General features: G+C 74.5%; 22 protein-coding genes. 16 read left to right on the top strand and 6 right to left on the bottom strand.

Features of this window, described 5'->3' with window-relative positions; translation table 11 throughout:
• Window positions 1-15: 15 nt before the first annotated feature.
• Window positions 16-1227, top strand: a complete 1212-nt coding sequence (gene ftsY, locus AB3388_RS21385; RefSeq protein ID WP_495407332.1) for a signal recognition particle-docking protein FtsY — start codon at window positions 16-18, stop codon at window positions 1225-1227.
• Window positions 1228-1233: 6 nt separating this feature from the next.
• Here ftsY and AB3388_RS21380 read toward each other — a convergent pair whose 3' ends face one another.
• Window positions 1234-1926 (bottom strand): DUF1775 domain-containing protein, encoded by a 693-nt coding sequence (locus tag AB3388_RS21380; protein ID WP_495407331.1) that lies wholly within the window; start codon window positions 1924-1926, stop codon window positions 1234-1236.
• Window positions 1927-1967: 41 nt separating this feature from the next.
• Window positions 1968-3080: a Nickel transporter NicT gene (gene nicT, locus AB3388_RS21375; protein ID WP_495407330.1), complete on the bottom strand. Its 1113-nt coding sequence runs from the start codon at window positions 3078-3080 to the stop codon at window positions 1968-1970.
• Window positions 3081-3388: 308 nt separating this feature from the next.
• On the opposite strand from nicT, the gene AB3388_RS21370 reads away from it, so the two are divergent.
• The 6 genes from AB3388_RS21370 to AB3388_RS21345 all read left to right on the top strand — a co-directional run bounded on the left by AB3388_RS21370 (window position 3389) and on the right by AB3388_RS21345 (window position 10578).
• Window positions 3389-4717 carry an ammonium transporter gene (locus tag AB3388_RS21370; RefSeq protein ID WP_495407329.1) on the top strand — a complete coding sequence of 443 codons (1329 nt, stop codon included), beginning with the start codon at window positions 3389-3391 and terminating at the stop codon, window positions 4715-4717.
• Window positions 4714-5052: a P-II family nitrogen regulator gene (locus AB3388_RS21365; protein ID WP_263551933.1), complete on the top strand. Its 339-nt coding sequence runs from the start codon at window positions 4714-4716 to the stop codon at window positions 5050-5052. The genes AB3388_RS21370 and AB3388_RS21365 overlap by 4 nt, the downstream gene beginning before the upstream one ends.
• A 117-nt stretch (window positions 5053-5169) precedes the next feature.
• On the top strand, window positions 5170-7518 hold the full coding sequence (locus AB3388_RS21360; RefSeq protein WP_495407328.1) for a [protein-PII] uridylyltransferase: 2349 nt from the start codon (window positions 5170-5172) through the stop codon (window positions 7516-7518).
• A gap of 171 nt (window positions 7519-7689) precedes the next feature.
• Complete coding sequence (locus tag AB3388_RS21355) at window positions 7690-7833, top strand: hypothetical protein (protein WP_495407327.1); 144 nt, start codon at window positions 7690-7692, stop codon at window positions 7831-7833.
• A 79-nt stretch (window positions 7834-7912) separates the two neighbouring features.
• Window positions 7913-9499: a signal recognition particle protein gene (ffh, locus tag AB3388_RS21350; RefSeq protein WP_495407326.1), complete on the top strand. Its 1587-nt coding sequence runs from the start codon at window positions 7913-7915 to the stop codon at window positions 9497-9499.
• Window positions 9496-10578, top strand: coding sequence for an amidohydrolase family protein (locus AB3388_RS21345; protein WP_495407325.1), 1083 nt, complete (start codon window positions 9496-9498; stop codon window positions 10576-10578). Before ffh ends, AB3388_RS21345 begins: the two co-directional genes overlap by 4 nt.
• A 48-nt stretch (window positions 10579-10626) precedes the next feature.
• Here AB3388_RS21345 and AB3388_RS21340 read toward each other — a convergent pair whose 3' ends face one another.
• The 3 genes from AB3388_RS21340 to AB3388_RS21330 form a co-directional block, all read right to left on the bottom strand.
• The gene (locus AB3388_RS21340; protein WP_495407324.1) at window positions 10627-11205 is read right to left on the bottom strand and encodes a hypothetical protein; all 579 of its coding nucleotides are present in this window, start codon (window positions 11203-11205) and stop codon (window positions 10627-10629) included.
• Between the two features lie 87 nt (window positions 11206-11292).
• The gene (locus AB3388_RS21335; protein WP_495407323.1) at window positions 11293-12543 is read right to left on the bottom strand and encodes an ATP-binding protein; all 1251 of its coding nucleotides are present in this window, start codon (window positions 12541-12543) and stop codon (window positions 11293-11295) included.
• Window positions 12540-13238, bottom strand: a complete 699-nt coding sequence (locus AB3388_RS21330; RefSeq protein ID WP_495407322.1) for a response regulator transcription factor — start codon at window positions 13236-13238, stop codon at window positions 12540-12542. The genes AB3388_RS21335 and AB3388_RS21330 overlap by 4 nt, the downstream gene beginning before the upstream one ends.
• A gap of 103 nt (window positions 13239-13341) precedes the next feature.
• Between AB3388_RS21330 and AB3388_RS21325 the strand changes: the two genes are divergently transcribed.
• Both AB3388_RS21325 and AB3388_RS21320 read left to right on the top strand, forming a co-directional pair.
• Entirely contained in the window at window positions 13342-13911 is a 570-nt protein-coding gene (locus tag AB3388_RS21325) for a hypothetical protein (RefSeq protein ID WP_495407321.1), read from the top strand.
• 70 nt (window positions 13912-13981) lie between these two features.
• On the top strand, window positions 13982-15730 hold the full coding sequence (locus AB3388_RS21320; RefSeq protein ID WP_495407320.1) for a proline--tRNA ligase: 1749 nt from the start codon (window positions 13982-13984) through the stop codon (window positions 15728-15730).
• On the opposite strand, the gene AB3388_RS21315 is transcribed toward AB3388_RS21320, so the two are convergent.
• On the bottom strand, window positions 15727-16524 hold the full coding sequence (locus AB3388_RS21315; protein ID WP_495407319.1) for a bestrophin-like domain: 798 nt from the start codon (window positions 16522-16524) through the stop codon (window positions 15727-15729). The two genes, AB3388_RS21320 and AB3388_RS21315, sit on opposite strands and share 4 nt — an antisense overlap.
• Window positions 16525-16880: 356 nt before the next feature.
• Between AB3388_RS21315 and rpsP the strand changes: the two genes are divergently transcribed.
• The 7 genes from rpsP (at window position 16881) to lepB (ending at window position 20842) form a co-directional block, all read left to right on the top strand.
• On the top strand, window positions 16881-17372 hold the full coding sequence (gene rpsP / locus AB3388_RS21310; protein ID WP_495407318.1) for a 30S ribosomal protein S16: 492 nt from the start codon (window positions 16881-16883) through the stop codon (window positions 17370-17372).
• A gap of 3 nt (window positions 17373-17375) precedes the next feature.
• Window positions 17376-17612, top strand: coding sequence for an RNA-binding protein (locus tag AB3388_RS21305; RefSeq protein WP_448627359.1), 237 nt, complete (start codon window positions 17376-17378; stop codon window positions 17610-17612).
• 20 nt (window positions 17613-17632) lie between these two features.
• On the top strand, window positions 17633-18133 hold the full coding sequence (gene rimM, locus AB3388_RS21300; RefSeq protein ID WP_495407317.1) for a ribosome maturation factor RimM: 501 nt from the start codon (window positions 17633-17635) through the stop codon (window positions 18131-18133).
• Window positions 18134-18871, top strand: a complete 738-nt coding sequence (gene trmD / locus AB3388_RS21295) for a tRNA (guanosine(37)-N1)-methyltransferase TrmD (RefSeq protein ID WP_495407316.1) — start codon at window positions 18134-18136, stop codon at window positions 18869-18871. It begins immediately after the preceding gene.
• Entirely contained in the window at window positions 18864-19361 is a 498-nt protein-coding gene (locus tag AB3388_RS21290; protein ID WP_495407315.1) for an NUDIX hydrolase, read from the top strand. The genes trmD and AB3388_RS21290 overlap by 8 nt, the downstream gene beginning before the upstream one ends.
• A 149-nt stretch (window positions 19362-19510) precedes the next feature.
• Entirely contained in the window at window positions 19511-19867 is a 357-nt protein-coding gene (rplS, locus tag AB3388_RS21285; protein ID WP_495407314.1) for a 50S ribosomal protein L19, read from the top strand.
• 75 nt (window positions 19868-19942) lie between these two features.
• Window positions 19943-20842 (top strand): signal peptidase I, encoded by a 900-nt coding sequence (gene lepB, locus AB3388_RS21280; protein WP_495407313.1) that lies wholly within the window; start codon window positions 19943-19945, stop codon window positions 20840-20842.
• Window positions 20843-20866: the final 24 nt, after the last annotated feature.

Here is a 20866-nt window from a genome sequence, read left to right as displayed (position 1 = left end):
TGGGAGGATCAGGGCATGGATTACGTGCTCATCGCGATCGCGATCCTGGTGGTCGCCCTGCTCGCCGGGGTCGGCCTGCTCGTCAGCCGGGGACGGCGCACCACCCGCCTGGACGACGACGCCGCGGCGGGCACGACGCTGACCCGGCCGCGCCCGCCGCAACCCACCGCCCCACCGCAGCCGACCGCGCCCTCCCCGGGCGAGCAGGAGCAGCCGGACACCGTCTCGCCCGAGGCGCCGCCGGAGCCCGAGCTGCCGCCGGCCGAGCCCGAGCCGGGGCTGGTCTTCGAGACGCCGCTGCCCTCGGCCGGCCGGCTGGTGCGGCTGCGCTCCCGGCTGGCCCGCTCCCAGTCCTCGCTCGGCCGCGGCCTGCTCACCGTCCTGGCCCGGGAGAAGCTGACCGAGGACGACTGGGAGGAGCTCGAGGAGACCCTGCTGGCCGCCGACGTCGGCGTGGCCGCCACGACGCAGATCGTCGAGCGGCTGCGCACCCAGTCCATGGTGCTGGCCACCGCGTCCGGCGCCGAGCTGCGCGAGCTGCTGGTGCGCGAGCTGACCGCCGTCCTCGGCCCGGACCTCGACCGCTCGCTGGGCGCCGACCGGCACGACGGGCGACCCGGCGTCGTCCTCGTCGTCGGGGTCAACGGCGCGGGCAAGACGACCACGGTCGGCAAGGTCGCCCGCGTGCTCGTCGGCGACGGCAAGAGCGTCGTCCTGGGCGCCGCGGACACCTTCCGGGCCGCCGCCGCCGACCAGCTGGAGACCTGGGGCGAGCGGGTCGGCGTGCTCACCGTGCGCGGCCGCGAGGGCGCCGACCCGGCGTCGGTCGCCTTCGAGGCGGTGCGCACCGGCATGGAGGGCGAGGTCGACACCGTCGTCGTCGACACCGCCGGCCGGCTGCACACCAAGGCGGGGCTGATGGACGAGCTCGGCAAGATCAAGCGGGTCGTGGAGAAGCAGTCACCGGTCACCGAGACCCTGCTGGTGCTCGACGCCACGACCGGCCAGAACGGCGTCGTCCAGGCGCGGGTGTTCACCGAGGCGGTCGACGTCACCGGCGTCGTCCTGACCAAGCTCGACGGCACCGCCAAGGGCGGGATCGTCGTCTCGGTGCAGCGCGAGCTCGGCATCCCGGTCAAGCTGATCGGGCTGGGGGAGGGGCCGGACGACCTCGCCCCGTTCGAGCCGCAGGCCTTCGCCGAGGCGCTGGTCGGCGGCGCCGACTAGGCCCAACTAGGCCGCGCCCGAGCCGCGGCGCGCGGCCCGGGACCGCCAGAACCACAGCCCGGCGCCGACGATGGCCAGCGCGAGCACCACGACCGTGACGATCACCCCGGTGTTCGAGCCGCCGTCGTCCGCGGCGGGGGCGGCGGTGTCGCTCGGCGCGGCGGTGGTCGTCGGCGCGGCCGATGCAGACGTGGTGGACGCCGGCGCCGACGTCGCGGCGGCCGGCGCCACCGTGACCGAGGGGGCGGGGAAGTCCGGGTCGGGGGCGCCCGCCGTCGTCGGCTCGATCCAGGCGTCCTCGCTGCCGTCGCCGTAGCGCACGATCGTCGGGAACACCAGCTCGGTCAGGTCCGGCGGCAGCGTGGCGATCGTGACGGCGTACTCGGCGTCGGTGCCCGTGGCCAGGGTCGGCCCGGTGAGCTGGTAGCCGTTGTCGGTCGCCGACAGCGCCCACCCGGGCGGTCCGGAGGCCAGCGACACCCACTCCGGGAGCACGCCCTCCGGCAGCTGCGTCGCGACGCTGGCGATGCCGGCGGCGTCGGACTCGGCCTCGGCCGAGAAGGTGATGGTCACCGGACCGTCGCCGGCCTGCGCGCCGTCGCTGGCCGTGGCCTCGACGTGCGCGAGCGCCGGCCCGGCGCCGAGGATCAGCAGGGCGAGACCGAGGAGGGCGGGGAGAACCGTGCGGCGGGGTCGCATGCCGCATTGGTCGTCGCGCGGCGCCCGGGAGTTCCCGCCGGTCAGCCGTCCGCGGGTCCCGGCGTCCAGCGCTGCTCGATGCGGCCGAACCGCCAGACCGCCACCGCCCCGGCCCAGGCGACGACGAACAGGCCGACGATCGCGAAGCCGACGTACTCCAGGTCGAGCGAGGCGGCCCAGACCAGCGGCCCGGAGCCGATGTCCAGCCGGTCGACGAGCAGCCCCGCGAGCACCAGGACGCCGATGACGAGGGCGACGGTCACCGAGAGCAGCGTGACGGTCAGGTTGTAGAAGACCTTCCGGACCGGCTTGAGGAACGCCCAGCCGTAGGCCCGCGACATCAGGACGCCGTCGGCGGTGTCGAACAGGCTCATGCCGGCGGCGAAGAGGACCGGCAGCACGAGGATCGCGTACCAGGGCAGGACGAACGCGGCCGAGCCCGCGGCGAGCACCAGGAGCGCGACCTGGGTGGCGGTGTCGAAGCCCAGCCCCATGAGCAGCCCCACCGGGTAGAGGTGCCACGGCTTGCTCACACGCCGGGTCATGCGCCCCAGCAGCCGCGCGAGGAACCCTCGGTTGTGCAGGTGGCGCTCCAGCTCCGCCTCGTCGAACCGGCCCGAGCGCATCTGCCGGAACACCTTGGCGATGCCCACCGCCGCGACGAGGTTCATCAGCCCGATGAGCAGGAGGAACACCCCGGCGACGATCGTCCCGATCAGGCCGAGCAGCTGACCCACGCCCGAGTCGCCGTCCTGCACCACGCCGGCCACCGAGCGGACGCCGAGCACCAGCAGCAGGGCGGCTCCGAAGACCACGGAGGAGTGCCCCAGTGAGAACCAGAACCCGGTGCTCACCGAGGACCTGCCCTCGCCGACGAGCTTGCGGGTGGTGTTGTCGATCGAGGCGATGTGGTCGGCGTCGAAGGCGTGCCGCACGCCCAGCATGTAGGCCGTCAGCCCCACGCCGACGCCCAGGACGCCGGTGCTGCCCAGGTGGTAGCCCTTCGGGGCGACGGCGAGCACGAGCACGCCCCAGCCGACGACGTGCAGCAGCACGACGAACGCCGACATCCCGGCGATCGTCCGGCGGTCGCGCGTCGAGAACCGCCCGGGCGGTAGCTCGGTGGGCGACAGGGCCTGGCTGGTGGACGGCACGGCGGCAACCTTACTGCGAACGCTTTGCAACAACATTCGCGCGCCGGGTCGGTTGTGGTTCAGGTCACCCGCAGAGGACCGCGCAACACGGCTGGAACACGACGGCCGGACACGCGGCACGGAGTTCACCGCAGCGAAACAGTGGCGCGCGCTCAGGCGAAACAGGCCGACGGCACCGTGAACCCCACGTCGCCTCCATGGCCGGGGGCGCCGGACTCCCGCCCGTCCCCGGTGCGCCCACGTCGTCCCGGGTCCGTCCTCCCGTGGCCGTCCCCGGACCGCCACACCGATCCCGTCAGGAGGTTGCCGTGGTCAACACCGGCGACACCGCCTGGATCCTCACCAGCGCGGCGCTCGTGCTGCTGATGACTCCGGGCCTGGCGCTCTTCTACGGCGGCATGGTCCGCGCGAAGAGCGTGCTGAACATGATGATGATGAGCTTCGGGGCCCTGGCGCTGATCAGCGTCCTCTGGGTCCTGTGGGGCTACTCGATGGCCTTCGGCGACGACGTGGGCGCCGGCCTGCTCGGGAACCCGTTCCAGTACTTCGGCCTCAAGGGCCTCATGACCGACGTGACCAGCGACGCCGGCGGCCTGCCGACGATGGCGTTCGTCGGCTTCCAGGCGGTCTTCGCCATCATCACCGTCGCGCTGATCTCCGGCGCCATCGCCGACCGCGCCAAGTTCGGCGCCTGGCTGGTCTTCGCGGGCGTCTGGGCGACCATCGTGTACTTCCCGGTGGCGCACTGGGTCTTCGACTTCAGCCTCGGTGACCACGTCGGCGGCTGGATCGCCAACAGCCTCAAGGCGATCGACTTCGCCGGCGGCACCGCGGTGCACATCAACGCCGGCGCGGCGGGCCTGGCGTTGGCTCTCGTCCTCGGCAAGCGCCGCGGCTTCGGCCGCGACCCGATGCGGCCGCACAACCTGACGCTGGTGATGATCGGCGCCGGGCTGCTGTGGTTCGGCTGGTTCGGCTTCAACGCCGGGTCGGCTCTCGCGGCGAACAACACCGCCTCGGTCGTGTGGGTCAACACGATGGTGGCCACCGGTGCCGCCGCTCTGGGCTGGCTGCTCACGGAGAAGATCCGCGACGGCCACGCGACCTCGCTGGGCGGCGCCTCCGGCGTGGTCGCCGGCCTGGTCGCCATCACGCCGTCCTGCTCGGCGGTCTCGCCCGTCGGCGCGATCATCCTGGGCGCGATCGCCGGTGTCGTCTGCGCCCTCGCGGTGGGCCTGAAGTACCGGCTGGGCTACGACGACTCGCTCGACGTGGTCGGCGTCCACCTGGTCGGCGGTCTCTGGGGCACCATCGCCGTGGGTCTGCTCGCCGACCCCGACGCCCCGGCCGGCGTCGAGAGCCTCCTCTTCGGGGGCAGCCTCGACCAGCTGTGGCGCCAGGTCATCGGCGCGGTCTCCGTCCTGGTCTTCTCCTTCGTCCTCAGCGCGATCATCGGCTTCGTCATCCAGAAGGCGATGGGCTTCCGGGTCTCCGAGGAGGAGGAGGTCGCCGGGATCGACAGCGTCGAGCACGCCGAGACGGCGTACGACTTCGCCTCGCTCGGTGGCGGTGGGGGAACATCACTCGTCGGCCAGGCGCACGCCGAGGCCCGTAACACGGAAGGGGTCCGCGCATGAAGCTGGTCACCGCCATCGTCAAGCCCTTCAAGCTCGACGACGTCAAGAACGCCCTCGAGCTGATCGGCATCGCCGGCCTGACGGTCAGCGAGGTCCAGGGCTTCGGCCGCCAGCGCGGCCACACCGAGGTCTACCGCGGTGCGGAGTACCAGGTCGACTTCGTGCCCAAGGTCCGGATCGAGGTCGTCGTCAGCGAGCTCGACGCCGCCCGCGTCGTGGACGCCGTCGTGGAGTCGGCCTCCACGGGGCAGATCGGCGACGGGAAGGTGTGGGTCACCACGATCGACGAGATCGTGCGGGTCCGCACCGGCGAGCGCGGGGACGACGCGCTCTGACCCGGCCGCGCTGAGCGGCTGAGCACGCCCGTCGGCCGGGGTAGCCGGGGAGACCCGCTGCCCCGGCCGACGCATTCCGCGCGGGACGCACAGAGCCGGACCCACAGAGGGGACATCGTGCTGGACATCGAGGCGCTGCCGCGGCTGACCCGCGCCGAGCGGGTGCAGGCGCTGGACTCCTGGCTGGCCGGCCTGCTGACGGAGGCCGTGGGCGGCACCCCGCCGCCGAAGCAGCGGCGCGGGGCGCCGCCGCCCCGCACCGGCACCGAGGGGCTCGCGCTGGTCGCGGTGGGCAGCCTCGGCCGGCGCGAGCCGGCGCCGTACGGCGACCTCGACCTGGTGCTCGTGCACGACGGCCGCCCGGAGATCGCCGCGCTCGCCGACGCGCTCTGGTACCCGATCTGGGACACCGGCCTGCGGCTGGACCACTCGGTCCGGACCGTCCACGAGGCCGTCTCGGTCGCCTCGGCCGACGTCAAGGCCGGGCTCGGCCTGCTCGACGCCCGCCCGGTCGCCGGGGACGCCGCGCTGGCCGCGACCCTGCGCTCGGCCACGCTCGCCAGCTGGCGCTCCTCGGCGGGCAAGCTCCTCCCGCAGCTGCGCGACCTGCGACGCGGCCGCGCCCGGCAGCTCGGCGAGCTGGCCTTCCTGCTGGAGCCCGACCTCAAGGAGGCCTACGGCGGCCTGCGCGAAGGCCAGGTGCTGCGCGCCCTCGCGGCCGCCCAGCTGGCCGACGGCCCGGGCCCCGAGGCCGAGCAGGCCTACGCGCTGCTCCTCGACGTGCGCGACGAACTGCGGCGGCGCAGCGGCCGCCCGACCGACGTCCTGGTCCGCCAGGAGCAGCGGCCGGTCGCCGATGCGCTCGACCTGGCCGACGAGGACGCGCTGCTGCGCGAGGTCAGCCTGGCCGGACGCCGGCTGGCGTTCGTCGCCGACGAGACGTGGCGGCGGGTCGAGGCGGCGCTGGTCCGGCGCCCTCGCGGGCGCTACCGGCGGGTCGGCCGCGAGCCCCTCGCCGAGGGCGTGGTGCGCCAGGGCGACGAGGTCGTGCTGGCCCGCGACGCCCGCCCGGCCGCCGACCCCGGGCTGCTGCTGCGCGCCGCGGCGGCGGCCGCCCGCGCCGACGTCCCGCTGTCGCCCTACACGCTCAAGGTGCTGGCGGTGCACGCGCCGCCGCTGCCCGAGCCGTGGCCCGCGGAGGTGCGGTGGTCCTTCCTCCGGCTGCTGGCCTGCGGCCGGCCGGCCGTCGCCGTCCTCGAGCAGCTGGACCAGGAGGGGCTGCTGGCCCGGCTGCTGCCCGAGTGGGACCGCGTGCGCTCGCTGCCGCAGCGCCACCCGTGGCACCGCTTCACCGTCGACCGGCACCTGGTCGAGGCCGCCGCGGCGGCCGCCGAGCTCACCCACGACGTCGACCGTCCGGACCTGCTGCTGGTCGGCGCGCTGCTGCACGACATCGGCAAGGGCTATCCCGGCGACCACAGCATCGTGGGGGAGCCGATCGCCGCCGGCATCGCCGCCCGCATGGGCTTCACCCCGGCCGACGTGGTGACCATCGGCGCGCTGGTCCGCCATCACCTGCTGCTGCCCGACACCGCCACCCGGCGGGACATCGACGACCCCGCGACCGTCGCCCGCGTCGCCGGCACCATCGGCCGCGACGCCGCGGTCCTGCAGTTGCTGCACGCCCTCGCCCAGGCCGACGGCGCCGCCACCAGCGCCTCGGCGTGGTCACCGTGGAAGGCGCACCTGGTCGCCGCCCTCGTCGCCCGCGTGCAGGCCAGCCTCGGGTCCGCGCCGGCGCCCGAGCCCGAGCCGGTGCTGCACCCGGCGAAGGCCCAGGTGACCGCCATCGCCCCCGGCACGGCCGGGGAGCTGACGGTCGGGGTCGAGGACGTCGCCGACGGCCAGCAGGTCACGTTCGGGGCGCCGGACCGGCACGGGCTGTTCAGCGTCCTGGCCGGCGTCCTGGCGCTCAACCAGCTCGACGTGCGGGCGGCGAAGGTGTCCATCGAGCAGGGCTACGCCACCGCGGTGTTCGCCGTCCGGCCCCGGTTCGGCCGGGCGCCGGTGCCGGAGATCCTGGCCGACGGCGTGCGGGCGGCGTTGGAGGGCACGCTGTCGCTGCCGGCCCGGCTGCGGCAGCGGGAGGCGGACTACCGGCAGAACGGCGGCCGGGCGGCCGCCCCCCGCATCTCCTGGCACGACTCCGAGGTCAGCGGGGTGGCCACCGGCATCGTCGAGGTGCGGGCCGCCGACCGCGCGGGGCTGCTGTACCGGCTCACCGCGGCCCTGGCCGACGAGGGGCTCGACGTCACCTCGGCGCGGATCGAGACGCTCGGGGCGGACGCCGCCGACAGCTTCTACGTGGCGAACCCGTCGGGCGTGCCGATCGAGGCCGAGCAGCGCCGGCGGGTGGAGGCGGCGCTGGTCGGCGCCGCGGGGGGCGCGCCGGCCGACGTCCCGTAGCCCCGTCCCGGTGCGGAGCGTGCGCGACACGCCACGCGACGTCCCCGGTTCTGTCGGGGGCGCGTGCAACGGTTCCCCGGACGTCGCGGGACGGAACGGTCCCGCCTCGGGAGAGGGGAGCTCCTCGTGGAGAGCCGGATCTGGCCCTGCCGCAGTTGCGGGGAGGACCGCGTGTTCGTGCAGCCGCCGTGCGTCGACGGGCACAGCGCGGACGGCGGGGAGTGCCCGGAGTGGGCCTGCGCCGAGTGCGGCGACGCCGTGTTCTCCGGCGCGCCGATCCCGGTGGTCGAGGTGGCGCTGCCCCGCGCGGCCTGAGCTTTCGCCCGGCCGCCTCGATACCCTGGAGGCAGGAGGCGCGGCCCGGCCGCGCCCGTGACTTCGACGAGGACGTGCTGTGTTCGAGACCCTCTCCGACCGCCTGGACAAGGTCTTCACCGGCCTTCGGGGCAAGGGCCGGCTGACCGAGGCCGACATCGACGCGACGGCGCGGGAGATCCGCATCGCGCTGCTCGAGGCCGACGTCGCGCTGCCCGCCGTCCGGGCGTTCATCTCCGCGGTCAAGGAGCGGGCCCGCGGCGCCGACGTCTCGCAGGCGCTGAACCCGGCCCAGCAGTTCATCAAGATCGTCAACGAGGAGCTCATCGGCATCCTCGGCGGCGAGACCCGCCGGCTGCGGTTCGCCAAGACCTCGCCGACGGTGATCATGCTGGCCGGCCTGCAGGGCTCCGGTAAGACGACGCTCGCCGGCAAGCTCGGCCGCTGGCTGAAGTCGCAGGGCCACACGCCGCTGCTCGTCGCCGCCGACCTGCAGCGGCCGAACGCGGTCAACCAGCTCTCGATCGTGGCCGGCCAGGCCGGCGTCGACGTGTTCGCGCCGGAGCCGGGCAACGGCGTGGGCGACCCCGTCCGCGTCGCGGCCGACTCGATCGAGCACGCCCGCCGCACGATGCACGACGTCGTCGTCGTCGACACCGCCGGCCGGCTGGGCATCGACGCCGAGCTGATGCAGCAGGCCGCCGACATCCGCGACGCCGTCCGCCCGGACGAGACCCTGTTCGTCGTCGACGCGATGATCGGCCAGGACGCCGTCACGACCGCCGAGGCGTTCCGCGACGGCGTCGGCTTCTCCGGCGTCGTCCTCACCAAGCTCGACGGCGACGCCCGCGGTGGTGCGGCGCTCTCGGTCCGCTACGTGACCGGGCAGCCGATCATGTTCGCCTCCACCGGCGAGAAGCTCACCGACTTCGACGTCTTCCACCCCGAGCGGATGGCCTCGCGCATCCTCGGCATGGGCGACGTCCTCACCCTCATCGAGCAGGCCGAGCAGGCCTTCGACGCCGAGCAGGCCGAGAAGATGGCCGGCAAGCTCGTCAGCCGCGAGGGCTTCACGCTCGAGGACTTCCTCGAGCAGATGATGGCGATCCGCAAGATGGGCCCGATCGCCAACCTGCTCGGCATGCTGCCCGGCGCCGGGCAGATGAAGGAGCAGCTCAAGCAGATCGACGACCGCGACCTGGACCGCACCGCGGCCATCATCCGGTCGATGACGCCGGAGGAGCGGGTCAACTCCAAGATCATCAACGCCTCGCGGCGGGTGCGCATCGCCAACGGCTCCGGCGTCAGCGTCACCGACGTCAACCAGCTGCTGGAGCGCTTCGTCCAGGCCCAGAAGATGATGGGCCAGATGGCCGGCAGCATGGGGCTGCCGGGCATGGGCCCGATGTCGAAGAAGGCCCGCGGCCGGCAGATGCAGGCGCAGTCGAAGAAGGGCAAGAAGGGCAAGGGCAAGGCCAAGGGTGGCGGCCCCGCCCGCCGGCCGATGGGCGCGCCCGGCGGCTTCCCGGCCGCCGGCGGGAACCCCTTCGGCGGTGGGCTGCCCGGCGGCATGCCGGGCGGGATGCCGGGCCTGCCGCCCGGCCAGGGCCTGCCCGACCTCTCGAAGCTCGACTTCGACCAGTTCAAGGAGGACGGCGGCCGGTGAGCCCGGCCGTCCACCTCTCCGGCGTCGTGCTCCCCGAGGGGGAGCACCGCGACGTGTGGGTGCGCGACGGGCGGATCACCTTCGATCCGGTGCCCGGCGCGGAGACGGTCAGCCGCGGCGGGTGGCTGCTGCCCGGTCTGGTCGACGCGCACTGCCACGTCGGCATCGCGCCCGGGGGGACGCCGCTGGAGGACCCCGCCGCGCTGCGCGAGCAGGCGCTGACGGACCGGGCCGCCGGGGTCCTCGCCCTGCGCGACTGCGGGTCCCCGGTCGACACCCGCGCGCTGGACGACGATCCCGAGCTGCCGCGGATCATCCGCGCCGGCCGGCACATCGCCGCCCCGCGCCGCTACATCCCGGGTCTCGCCGCCGAGGTGGAGCCCGGCGACCTCGCCGCGGAGGTCCGCACCCAGGCCCGGCGGGGCGACGGCTGGGTGAAGCTGGTCGGCGACTGGATCGACCGCGGGGTCGGCGACCTGGCGCCGGAGTGGCCGCGCGAGGCGGTCGAAGCCGCGATCGCCGCCGCGCACGCGGAGGGCGCCCGCGTCACCGCGCACACGTTCGGCACCGACGCGCTGCCCGACCTGATCGACGCCGGCATCGACTGCATCGAGCACGGCACCGGGCTGACCGAGGAGCTCATCGGCCGCATGGCCGCCCGGGGCACCGCCGTCGTCCCGACCCTGGTCAACGTCGCCAACTTCCCGGGCTTCGCCGCGTCGGGGGAGAGGAAGTTCCCGTCCTACGCCTCGACGATGCGGCGGCTGCACGCATCGGCGGGGGCGGTCGTCCGGGCCGCGTTCGACGCCGGGGTGCCGGTGTACGCGGGCACCGACGCCGGCGGCGGGATCGCGCACGGGGTCATCGCCGACGAGGTGCGCGCACTCGCCGACGCGGGGCTGCCGGCCGAGGCGGCGCTGGCCGCGGCGTCGTGGGGTGCCCGCGACTGGCTGGGGCTGCCGTGCGTCGAGGAGGGCGCGCAGGCCGACCTGGTCGTCTACGACGCCGATCCGCGCAAGGACCTCGACGTGCTCGCCCGCCCGCAGCTCATGGTCCTGCGCGGCCGCCTCGTCGGCTGAGCGGAGTGCCCGGGCGCGGTTTCCGCTCCCGTGGCACTCCGCTCGGCGTCAGACGGTGACGCCGGCGGCGGTGCAGGCGTTGCCGAAGGCGGTGACCGGCTCCTCCAGCCCGCCGATCGCGGTGTACAGGTCGCCCCCGGACTCCACGTCGCCGATCACCTGGTCGGTCGCGGCGGAGACGTCGGCGGCGGCGTCGAGCAGGGCGGCGTCGGCGTCCTGGTGGTCCCGCGGCGCGTCGCGCAGCAGCTCGAGCAGGGGGACGACGTCGGCCGGGTTCACCTCGCCGCTCTCGTCGACGGCGAGCAGCGAGAGCCCGACGTAGCCGAACCAGCCGACGACCGCCTGGCAGAGCCCCTCGTCGCCGGGCACGCCCGCGCCGGGGACCGGGAGGTCGTCCGAGCCGGTGGCCTCGGTGCCGGGGTCGGCGGTCGCCGGGTCCGCGGTGCCCGGGTCGGCGGTGCCCGGGTCGCCGGCCTCCTCGATCGGGGGAGCGGCGGCCTCGCCGGTCTCCTCCTGCGTCGTGGGCGCGGGGGAGGCCGTGGCGTGGACGGTCGAGGAGCAGGCGGCGAGGGACAGGCCGGCGGTGGCGGCGAGGGCCAGGGTGACCAGCCGTCGGGGGGTGCGCATCGGGTTCTCCGTTCCGAGGGAGCCGCGGTGCGCGGCTCGGTCGGGACAGACGTTCGCCGGGGCCTCTTGGACGGTGCTTGCGCTCGGCTAGGCCGGCGGCCCAAGGTCCAGCGCGACCGTCGTCCCGGCCGGGGACGACGCCAGCCGCAGGCCGCCGCCGGAGTTCTCCGCGGTCCGGCGGGCGATGTCCAGGCCGAGCCCGGTCGACCCGCCGCCGCTGCGGCCGCGCTCGACCGCGGCCTCGGTCAGCCCCGGCCCGGTGTCGGCGACCGACACCTCGGCCCCGCCGCCGTCGCGCGGACGCACCGCCACCCGGAAGCCGGTGCCCTCGGCGGTGTGCGCGAAGACGTTGCCGAGCAGCGCATCCACGGCGGCGCCGAGGTCGGCCGCGGCCACGCGGACCGGCAGCGGCCGGCCGGGCAGGTCCAGGCCGACCTCGCGCCGCTCCTCCTCGGCGAGCAGCGACCAGAACGCCACGCGGTCGGCCACGACGGCCGTGGCGTCGCTGGCGGCGCCCAGCCCCTCGCGGACCGGCCGGCGGGCCTCGTTGATGATCTCGTCCACCGTCCGGCCGAGCGCGTCGACGTCGTCGAGCAGCCGTTCCCGGTCCGCGGCGGCCAGCGACTCGGCGTCCAGGCGCAGCGCGGTGAGCGGCGTGCGCAGCCGGTGGGCCAGGTCGGCCGCGGACTCGCGCTCGGCGGCGAGCAGCTCACCGATCCGCCCGGCCAGCCGGTTCACCGCCGTCCCGACCTCGTGGACCTCCGGCGGGCCGGCCGGCTGCACCCGCGCGGTGAGGTCACCGCTGCCCAGCCGGTGCGCGGTGTCGGCGAGCTCGGTGACCGGGCGGGTCAGGGAGCGGGCCAGGCGGTCGGCGACCAACAGGGCGAGGACGAAGAGCAGCAGGCCGAGGCCGGCCAGCACCAGCCAGGTTCGGGTCACGCCGGCCCGCAGCACGTCCGCGGGCACGAAGACCTCGACGACGGCGGTCCCGTCGACCCGCTGCACCGGCTGCACCAGCCGGGTGCCGTCGGCCGTGTCGATCTCGGTCGCGGTGGCCGGGGCGTCGGCGGTGCTCACCCCTTCGGTGCCCAGCCAGTTGCCGTCGGTCCAGCGGACGCCCGCGCGGTCCCCGTCGTCCCCGAGGCCGGAGAGGGCGACCTGCACGTCCGCCGGCTCGCGCAGGGCGACCGACGGGATGAGGAACTGCAGCTGCGACCGGGCCGAGTCCAGCGCCCGCGCCTCCGCCACCCGCGAGACCAGGGACGCCGCGGGCAGCAGGAAGGCCAGCAGCACGACCGAGGTCGTCGCCGCCACCAGCAGGGTGATCCGCCGTCTCACGGCTCGGGCTCGGCGTCGGGTTCCGCGAGCCGTACGCCGACGCCCCGCACCGTCTGGATCAGCCGGGGCTCGGCCGCGGATTCCCCGAGCTTGCGGCGCAGCCACGACAGGTGGACGTCGACGGTCTTGTCCGAGCCGCCGTAGGGCAGCTGCCACACCTCGCGCAGCAGCTCGCGCTTGGGCACCACCGTGCCGACCCGCGCGGCCAGGTAGGCGAGCAGGTCGAACTCCTTGGGCGCGAGCTCGACGGCGCGGCCGGCCAGGGTCACCCGCCGGCTGCGCGGGTCGACGGTCAGGTCGCCCACGGTCACCGGCGCCGGCCCGGTCTCGCCCCCGCCGGAGCGGCGCAGCACCGCGCGGATGCGGGCCTCGAGCTGGCCGGCCTGGAACGGCTTGAGCACGTAGTCGTCGGCGCCGGCGTCGAGCGCGGAGACGATGCTGCCGTCGTCGTCGCGGGCGGTCGCCACGATGACCGGCACGGAGGAGACCGCCCGCAGCATGCGCAGCAGCTCGGCGCCGTCGAGGTCGGGCAGCCCCAGGTCGAGGACGACGATGTCCGGCCGGCCCTCCACCGCCTGCTGCAGCCCGCCCAGCGCGGTGCCCGCGGAGCTGACGGCGTGGCCGCGCTCCCGCAGCGCCCGGATGAGGGCGGTGCGGATGCGTTCGTCGTCCTCCACGACCAGCACCTGTGCCACGACCGGGACGCTAACCCCGCACCGGGCGGTCGCAGGGCGCCCGCGCCGCACCTTGACCCGTCGTTGGGACTCTCTTAACCCTTCTGCGTGCAGGCTGACCGCCATGAAGCGCACTCTCCTGCTGGCCGCCGTGTGGCTCGCCGCCGCCGCGGCGGCCGTCGGCGTCGGTTTCCTCGCCGTGTCGCTGGTCGACGCCTCGGCGTCCCCGGCCACCCAGCCGGCCGCGGACACGACCGCCGCCACGACCAGCGCGACGAGCACCGGCACGCCGGCCCCGGCGCCGGTCGTCGCCTCGGGGGAGCAGGCCACCGCCGGGGGCACCGTGTTCGCCTCGTGCGTCGACGGCGGTGTGGACCTGGCCGCGGCGCCCGCCGCCGGCTGGGAGGTGGAGACCAACGCCGACCACGTGGAGTTCGAGAGCGCGACGCAGAAGGTCGAGGTCTTCGCGGACTGCGCGAGTGGCTCCCCGCAGTTCGTCGTCGAGGGGCCGCGGTCCAGCGGCGGCGGTGGCAGCGACGACACGGTGTCGTCCACGTCGTCCACGTCGTCCTCGTCGCCGGCGAACCCGGCCCCGACGGTCACCGACGACAACGGCGGCGGCGGCCACGGCTCCGACGACGCGCCCGGCGACGACCACGGTGGCGGTCGCGGGGGCCACGGCTCGGACGACTGATCAGGCCCACCGCCGGGCCCGGCTACCCCCGAAGCCGGGCCCGGCGGTGCTCTGCTGGGAGACTTTCCCCGTGCTGTTGCGGATGTCCTCCCTGTTCCTGCGCACCCTGCGCGACGACCCGGCCGATGCCGAGGTGCCGAGCCACCGGCTGCTCGTGCGCGCCGGCTACATCCGTCGTGCCGCGCCCGGCGGCTTCACCTGGCTGCCGCTGGGCTACCGCGTCTTCCGCAACGTGGAGCGGGTGGTCCGCGAGGAGATGGACGCGATGGGCGCCCAGGAGGTGCACTTCCCGGCCCTCCTGCCGCGCGAGCCCTACGAGGCGACCGGCCGGTGGACCGAGTACGGCGACAACCTGTTCCGGCTGCAGGACCGCCGCGGCGCCGACCACCTGCTCGGCCCCACCCACGAGGAGATGTTCACGCTCCTGGTGAAGGACCTGTACTCGTCGTACAAGGACCTGCCGCTGTCGCTGTACCAGATCCAGACCAAGTTCCGGGACGAGGCCCGGCCCCGCGCCGGGCTGCTGCGCGGCCGCGAGTTCACGATGAAGGACAGCTACTCCTTCGACGCCGACGACGCCGGCCTCGAGGCCTCCTACGCGAGGCACCGCGAGGCCTACATCAAGATCTTCGACCGGCTCGGCCTGGAGTACGTCATCGTCTCGGCGATGTCGGGCGCCATGGGCGGCTCGAAGAGCGAGGAGTTCCTGCACCCGACGGAGATCGGCGAGGACACCTTCGTCCGCTCGCCCGGCGGGTACGCGGCCAACGTCGAGGCCGTGAGCACCGTCGTCCCCGAGCCGATCCCGCTCGACGGGCTGCCGGCCGCGCACGTCGAGGACACCCCCGACACCCCGACCATCGAGACGCTCGTCGCCGTCGCCCGGCAGCTGTTCCCGGGCGAGGGCTACACCGCGGCCTCGACGCTGAAGAACGTCGTGGTCACCCTCGTGCACCCGGACGGCGCGCGGGAGCCGCTGGTCATCGGCATCCCGGGGGACCGCGAGGTCGACGCCAAGCGGCTGGAGGCGCAGGTCGCGCCGGCCGAGGTGGAGCCGTTCACCGAGTTCGACAAGCACCCGGGGCTGGTCAAGGGCTACATCGGCCCGGAGGCGCTGGGCAAGGACAGCGAGACCGGCATCCGCTTCCTGGTCGACCCGCGGGTCGTGCCGGGTACCCGGTGGATCACCGGCGCCAACGCCGAGGGCAAGCACGTCTTCGACCTCGTCGCCGGCCGGGACTTCACCTGGGACGGCGTCGTCGAGGCCGCCGAGGTGCTCCCCGGCGACCCGGCGCCGGACGGCTCCGGTCCGCTGGAGCTGGCCCGCGGCGTGGAGATCGGCCACATCTTCCAGCTCGGCCGCAAGTACGCCGACGCCCTCGGTCTGCAGGTGCTCGACGAGAACGGCAAGCTCGTCACGGTCACGATGGGCTCCTACGGCATCGGCGTCTCGCGCGCGGTCGCCGCGATCGCCGAGTCCACGCTCGACGAGCTGGGCCTGTGCTGGCCGCGCGAGATCGCGCCGGCCGACGTCCACGTCGTCGCCACGGGCAAGGACGCCGCCGTGTTCGAGGCGGCCGACGCCCTGTCGCGGGAGCTGGTCGCCGCCGGGCTGACCGTCCTCTACGACGACCGGCCCAAGGTCAGCCCCGGCGTGAAGTTCAAGGACGCCGAGCTGCTCGGGATGCCGACGATCGTGACCGTCGGCCGCGGCCTGGCCGAGGGCGTCGTCGAGCTGCGCGACCGGCGCTCCGGCGAGCGGACCGAGGTCCCGGTCGGCGAGGCCGCCGCCCGGGTGCTGTCCGCCGTCCGCGGCTAGTCGCCGTCCACCGGGCTGCCGAAGTCGTCGAGCACCCGTTCGAAGGGTGCGGGGGGCACGGCGATGGCGCCGGCGAAGGGGTAGTTGAAGCCGACCGTCACGAACAGGAGCACGCCGATGAGCACCGAGAGGCTGCCCACCATCACGAGGTGCAGCCCGGCGCGTTCGAGGCCGAACAACATCGCGAAGCCGACGGTGACGGTGGCGCCCACGAACAGTGCGATCCACAGGCTGCCGGGGATGCCGCTCTCCACGAAGTCGAGCCGCTGGCTGCGCAGGCTCACGAGCTCGTTCAGCCGCTCCACCTCGGCGGCCACGAACTCCTGCTGAGCGGGCGTCGCGATGGGGGTGGCGGCGAGCACGTCCGCCATCTGCGCGAGGATGTCGCCCGCCTCGGGGTCCCCCGGCCGCCCCTCCGCCATGGCCGGCCAGGAGTCCTCGACCACCTCGGTCGCGTACCGCACGACGAGGTCCTGGATCTGGGCCTGCGTGTCCGTGGGCAGGCCGATGCTGTCCCGGTAGATGGTCCGCAGGGCGCTCGCCTCCTGGCCGACCACCGCCTCGGCCCTGGTGACGGTCTCCCAGGCGACGATGACCACGAACGCCAGCAGCACCGCGTAGATGACACCGACGACCGCGATGATGAAGCCGACCACGTCGTTGTGCTCGCCGCGTGCCAGGGTCGGCCAGCGGCGCCGGATCCCGAGCTGGACGAGCAGGATCAGCGCGGGGACGACGATCACCAGCACGAGGAAGGCGAGCCATCCCGGGGCGGAGAGGATGCTCCGGACCATGCTGTCCTCCCGGGGCTCCTGATCCCGGGCGCCCGGGATCGCCTCGCGGTCGAGGGCAGCGTCGCACTCCCGGGCGGGGTGCGGAACCCATCCGGCGTCGTCGGTCCGGCCTGCCGGGGCCACGAGCTCGACTTCGTGGCCGTCGTCGTCCTCGGGTGGGTGGCCCGGTGCTGCGGGCCGCCGGCGACGCGGCACGAGCGCCTCGTCGCGGATCTGGCATGATGGTCGGTCGAACACGGCGGTCGCCGGCCCTCTCACCGTCGCCGGCCGTGTCCTATGGCTCCGCCCCGGCGTACCCCCACGCGTCCGTCCGGCGGGCAACCGACCGAAAGCGTTCGAGGAGTACACCACCCACCGTGGCCACCAAGATCAAGCTCATGCGCCTGGGCAAGATGCGCGCCCCGTACTACCGCATCGTCGTCGCCGACGCCCGCACCAAGCGCGACGGCCGGTCGATCGAGACGATCGGCAAGTACCACCCGAAGGAGGACCCCTCCTTCATCGAGGTGAACAGCGAGCGCGCGCAGTACTGGCTGGGCGTCGGTGCGCAGCCGACCGAGGCCGTCGCCGCCATCTTCCGGGTGACCGGTGACTGGCAGAAGTTCAAGGGCGAGCCGGCCCCGGCGCCGATGAAGGTCGCCGAGCCCAAGCCGGACAAGAAGGCCCTCTACGAGGCGGCCGTCCGCGCCTCCGGTGGCGAGGAGCCCGCCGCCGGCGCCACGACGCCGAAGAAGAAGGCCGCCCCGAAGAAGGCCACCGAGTCGCCGGCCGAGACCGTCGCCGAGGCCGCCGGTGCCGCCGGCGAGGGCCCGGCCTCGGGCGCCCCGGCCGAGACGCCCGCCGAGTAAGACGTGCTCGAAGAAGCGCTCGAGCACCTGGTCAAGGGCATCGTCGACCACCCCGACGACGTCACCGTCGACCTGCTGAACAGCCGCCGCGGCAAGACCCTCGAGGTGCGGGTGCACCCCGACGACCTCGGCAAGGTCATCGGCCGCGGCGGGCGCACCGCCAAGGCGCTGCGCCAGGTCATGACGGGGGTCGGCGGGCGCGGCCTGCGGGTCGACGTCGTCGACACCGACGGACGCTGAGCACCGACCCGACGGACACCGTGGTGGTCGGCCGCATCGGCCGGCCCCACGGTGTCCGCGGTGAGGTGACCGTCGAGGTCCGCACCGACGATCCCGACCTGCGCTTCACCCCCGGGGCGGAGCTGCGCACCGACCCCGCCGCGCGCGGGCCGCTGACGATCGAGCGCGCCCGCTGGCACCGCGAGGTGCTGCTCCTCACCCTCGACGGCGTCGAGGGCCGCGAGGCGGCCGATGAGCTGCGCGACACCCTCCTGCTCGTGGACGTCGCCGCGCTGCCCGAGCTCGAGGACCCCGACGCCTACTACGACCACCAGCTGGTCGGCCTGGACGCCCGGCTGCCCGACGGGTCGGTGCTCGGCGAGGTCACCGCCGTCCGCCACGAGGGCACCGAACTGCTCGTCGTCCGCCGGAGCGAGGGCGGCGAGGTGCTGATCCCGTTCGTGCGCACCATCGTGCCCACCGTCGACCTCGACGCCGGGCACGTCGTCGTGGACCCGCCCGAGGGTCTCCTGGAGCTCTAGATGGGCTACCGGATCGACGTCGTCACGATCTTCCCCGAGTACCTGGCGCCGCTGCGCCAGTCGCTGCTCGGCAAGGCCGCCGAGCGCGGCCTGGTCGCCATCGGCGTGCACGACCTGCGGCAGTGGACCGACGACGTCCACCGCACCGTGGACGACGCCCCGTACGGCGGCGGCCCCGGCATGGTCATGCGGCCGGAGCCCTGGGGACGGGCCCTCGACGAGGTCCGCCCGCCCGGCACGCGGCTGGTCGTGCCCACCCCCGCGGGCCGCCGGTTCACGCAGGCCATGGCCGCCGAGTGGGCCGCCGAGCCCGGCCTGGTCTTCGCCTGCGGCCGCTACGAGGGCATCGACCAGCGCGTCGCCGACTGGGCCGCCGCGGCGGGGCCGGTGTCCGAGGTCTCCCTCGGCGACTACGTCCTGGCCGGCGGCGAGTCCGCGGTGCTGGTGATGGTGGAGGCGGTCACCCGGCTGCTGCCCGGCGTCGTCGGCAACCGCGAGTCGGTCGAGTTCGACTCGCACGCCGACGGCCTGCTCGAGGGGCCCTCCTACACCCGGCCGGCGTCCTGGCGCGGCCACGACGTCCCGCCGGTGCTGCTCTCCGGCGACCACGCGGCGATCGCCCGCTGGCGGCGGGCGGAGTCGCTGCGGCGCACCGCGGCCCGCCGTCCCGACCTGCTCGCCGCGCTGCCCGAGACCGCGCTCTCCGACGGGGACCGGGCGGTCATCGAGGGTGAGTGAGCCCTGGATCCGGCCGACGGCGCGGGTCGTCGTGCTGGATCCCGCGGGCCGCGTGCTGCTGCTCGGGGCGCGGCTCACCGATCCGGCCGTTCCGCCCGGCGAGGTGCTGTTCTGGTACACCCCCGGCGGTGGCGTCGAGGACGGCGAGAGCGTCCGCACGGCCGCCGTCCGCGAGCTGGCCGAGGAGATCGGGCTGGTCGTCGAACCGGCCGCGCTGGAGGGCCCGGTGTGGCTGCGCCGGCACGTCGGCCCGTTCGCCGGCGTGGACATCGACTCCCGCGAGACCTTCTTCGTGCTGCGCGACGTCGTCCACGAGGTCGACCCGAGCGGCCGGACCGAGCTCGAGGTGCTGGGGGAGGAACCGCACCGCTGGTGGAGTGTGGCGGAGATCGCGGACGGCACCGAGGAGTTCGCTCCGCGCGAGCTGGCGCGGGTGCTCCCGGAGCTGCTGGCCGGCCCCTGGACGGGGCCGCCGCGCATCGTCGACTGAAGTTGTGGCACAGTAGAGAGCTGCTGCAGACGTCAGCGCCCGCTGACGCGTGCTCTCCCATGGAGCCGCAGCCCCCCGGGACGGACAGCCGGTGACCATCGCTGTCCGGGCCGAGAACGAGCCACCGCTAGGACGACAGGACTGCTGAGATGAACACCCTGGACGCACTCGACGCCGACTCGCTGCGCGCCGACATCCCCGAGTTCCGTCCCGGCGACACCGTGAAGGTGCACGTCCGCGTCGTCGAGGGCAACCGTTCCCGCATCCAGGTCTTCCAGGGTGTCGTCATCCGCCGTCAGGGCGGCGGCATCCGCGAGACCTTCACCGTGCGCAAGGTCAGCTTCGGCGTCGGCGTCGAGCGCACCTTCCCGGTGCACACCCCGGTCGTCGAGAAGATCGAGGTCGTGACCCGCGGTGACGTCCGCCGGGCCAAGCTGTACTACCTCCGCGAGCTGCGCGGCAAGGCCGCCAAGATCAAGGAGAAGCGCGAGCCCGTCGCGCGCTGACGCGGCTCACAGCTTCCGGGTCGAACGACCCGGCCTGACCCCGGCGGGTCCCACCCGGCCGTACGCTGGTCCTCGATGAGCAGCGACCGGCCCGTGGGGCCCGCCGACGTCGTCCCGGAGGACGACGGACAGCCCGGCTCCCAGGGCTCCGGGGAGCCGGCGGCGACGGAGGACGAGCGCCCGTCCCGTCGACGGCGGCACCGGCGCGAGAAGCCGAAGAAGAAGGGCTCGCTGCTGCGCGAGCTCCCGGTCCTGCTGCTGATCGCCTTCGTGCTGGCGCTGCTCGTCAAGACCTTCCTCGTGCAGGCGTTCTTCATCCCCTCGGGGTCGATGGAGAAGACGCTGCACGGCTGCACGGGCTGCACCGGCGACCGGGTCCTGGTCAACAAGGTGCCGTACTGGTTCGGTGAGCCGGAGCCCGGCGACATCGTCGTCTTCAAGGGGCCCGAGACCTGGGCGCCGGAGGTCGAGGTCGCCGAGCCGAGCAACTGGTTCTCCGGCGCGCTGCTGTGGTTGGGGCGCTCGATCGGGGTCGCCCCGCCCAGCGAGGACGACTACGTCAAGCGGGTCATCGCCACCGGCGGCCAGACCGTGCAGTGCTGCGACACCGAGGGCCGGGTCACCGTCGACGGCAAGCCCCTCGACGAGCCCTACATCTTCGAGAACAACCCCATCGAATCGCGCGCGTTCGGGCCGGTGACCGTTCCCGAGGGCCGGCTGTGGGTCATGGGTGACCACCGTTCGGCGTCGGCCGATTCGCGCATGCACGTCGGCGACAAGTACGCCGGGACCATTGCGGTGGACGACGTGATCGGCAAGGCCGCGGTCATCGTCTGGCCGCTCGACCGTTTCGGGCTGCTCGATTCTCCCGACATCCAGGCCGCGGGGGCCTCGGGCCCGGTGCCCGCCCCGGATGCCGTGGTTCCGGCGGCGATCGTGCCGTTCGTGCTGTGGCGGCGCCGACGGGCCGACTGACGGCCGGCAACCATTCCGGGAATT

Source organism: Geodermatophilus sp. SMS 5-13, assembly GCF_059428245.1.
This window is presented reverse-complemented; position numbering and strand designations above follow the sequence as displayed.

Excerpts from the sequence above, each read along its gene's own strand:
- lepB (WP_495407313.1), top strand. The coding sequence starts at position 19,943 with ATGAGCAGCGACCGGCCCGTGGGGCCCGCCGACGTCGTCCCGGAGGAC.
- AB3388_RS21380 (WP_495407331.1), bottom strand. The coding sequence starts at position 1,926 with ATGCGACCCCGCCGCACGGTTCTCCCCGCCCTCCTCGGTCTCGCCCTG.
- ftsY (WP_495407332.1), top strand. The coding sequence starts at position 16 with ATGGATTACGTGCTCATCGCGATCGCGATCCTGGTGGTCGCCCTGCTC.
- AB3388_RS21315 (WP_495407319.1), bottom strand. The coding sequence starts at position 16,524 with ATGGTCCGGAGCATCCTCTCCGCCCCGGGATGGCTCGCCTTCCTCGTG.
- AB3388_RS21325 (WP_495407321.1), top strand. The coding sequence starts at position 13,342 with ATGAAGCGCACTCTCCTGCTGGCCGCCGTGTGGCTCGCCGCCGCCGCG.
- AB3388_RS21340 (WP_495407324.1), bottom strand. The coding sequence starts at position 11,205 with ATGCGCACCCCCCGACGGCTGGTCACCCTGGCCCTCGCCGCCACCGCC.
- AB3388_RS21365 (WP_263551933.1), top strand. The coding sequence starts at position 4,714 with ATGAAGCTGGTCACCGCCATCGTCAAGCCCTTCAAGCTCGACGACGTC.
- rplS (WP_495407314.1), top strand. The coding sequence starts at position 19,511 with ATGAACACCCTGGACGCACTCGACGCCGACTCGCTGCGCGCCGACATC.
- trmD (WP_495407316.1), top strand. The coding sequence starts at position 18,134 with ATGGGCTACCGGATCGACGTCGTCACGATCTTCCCCGAGTACCTGGCG.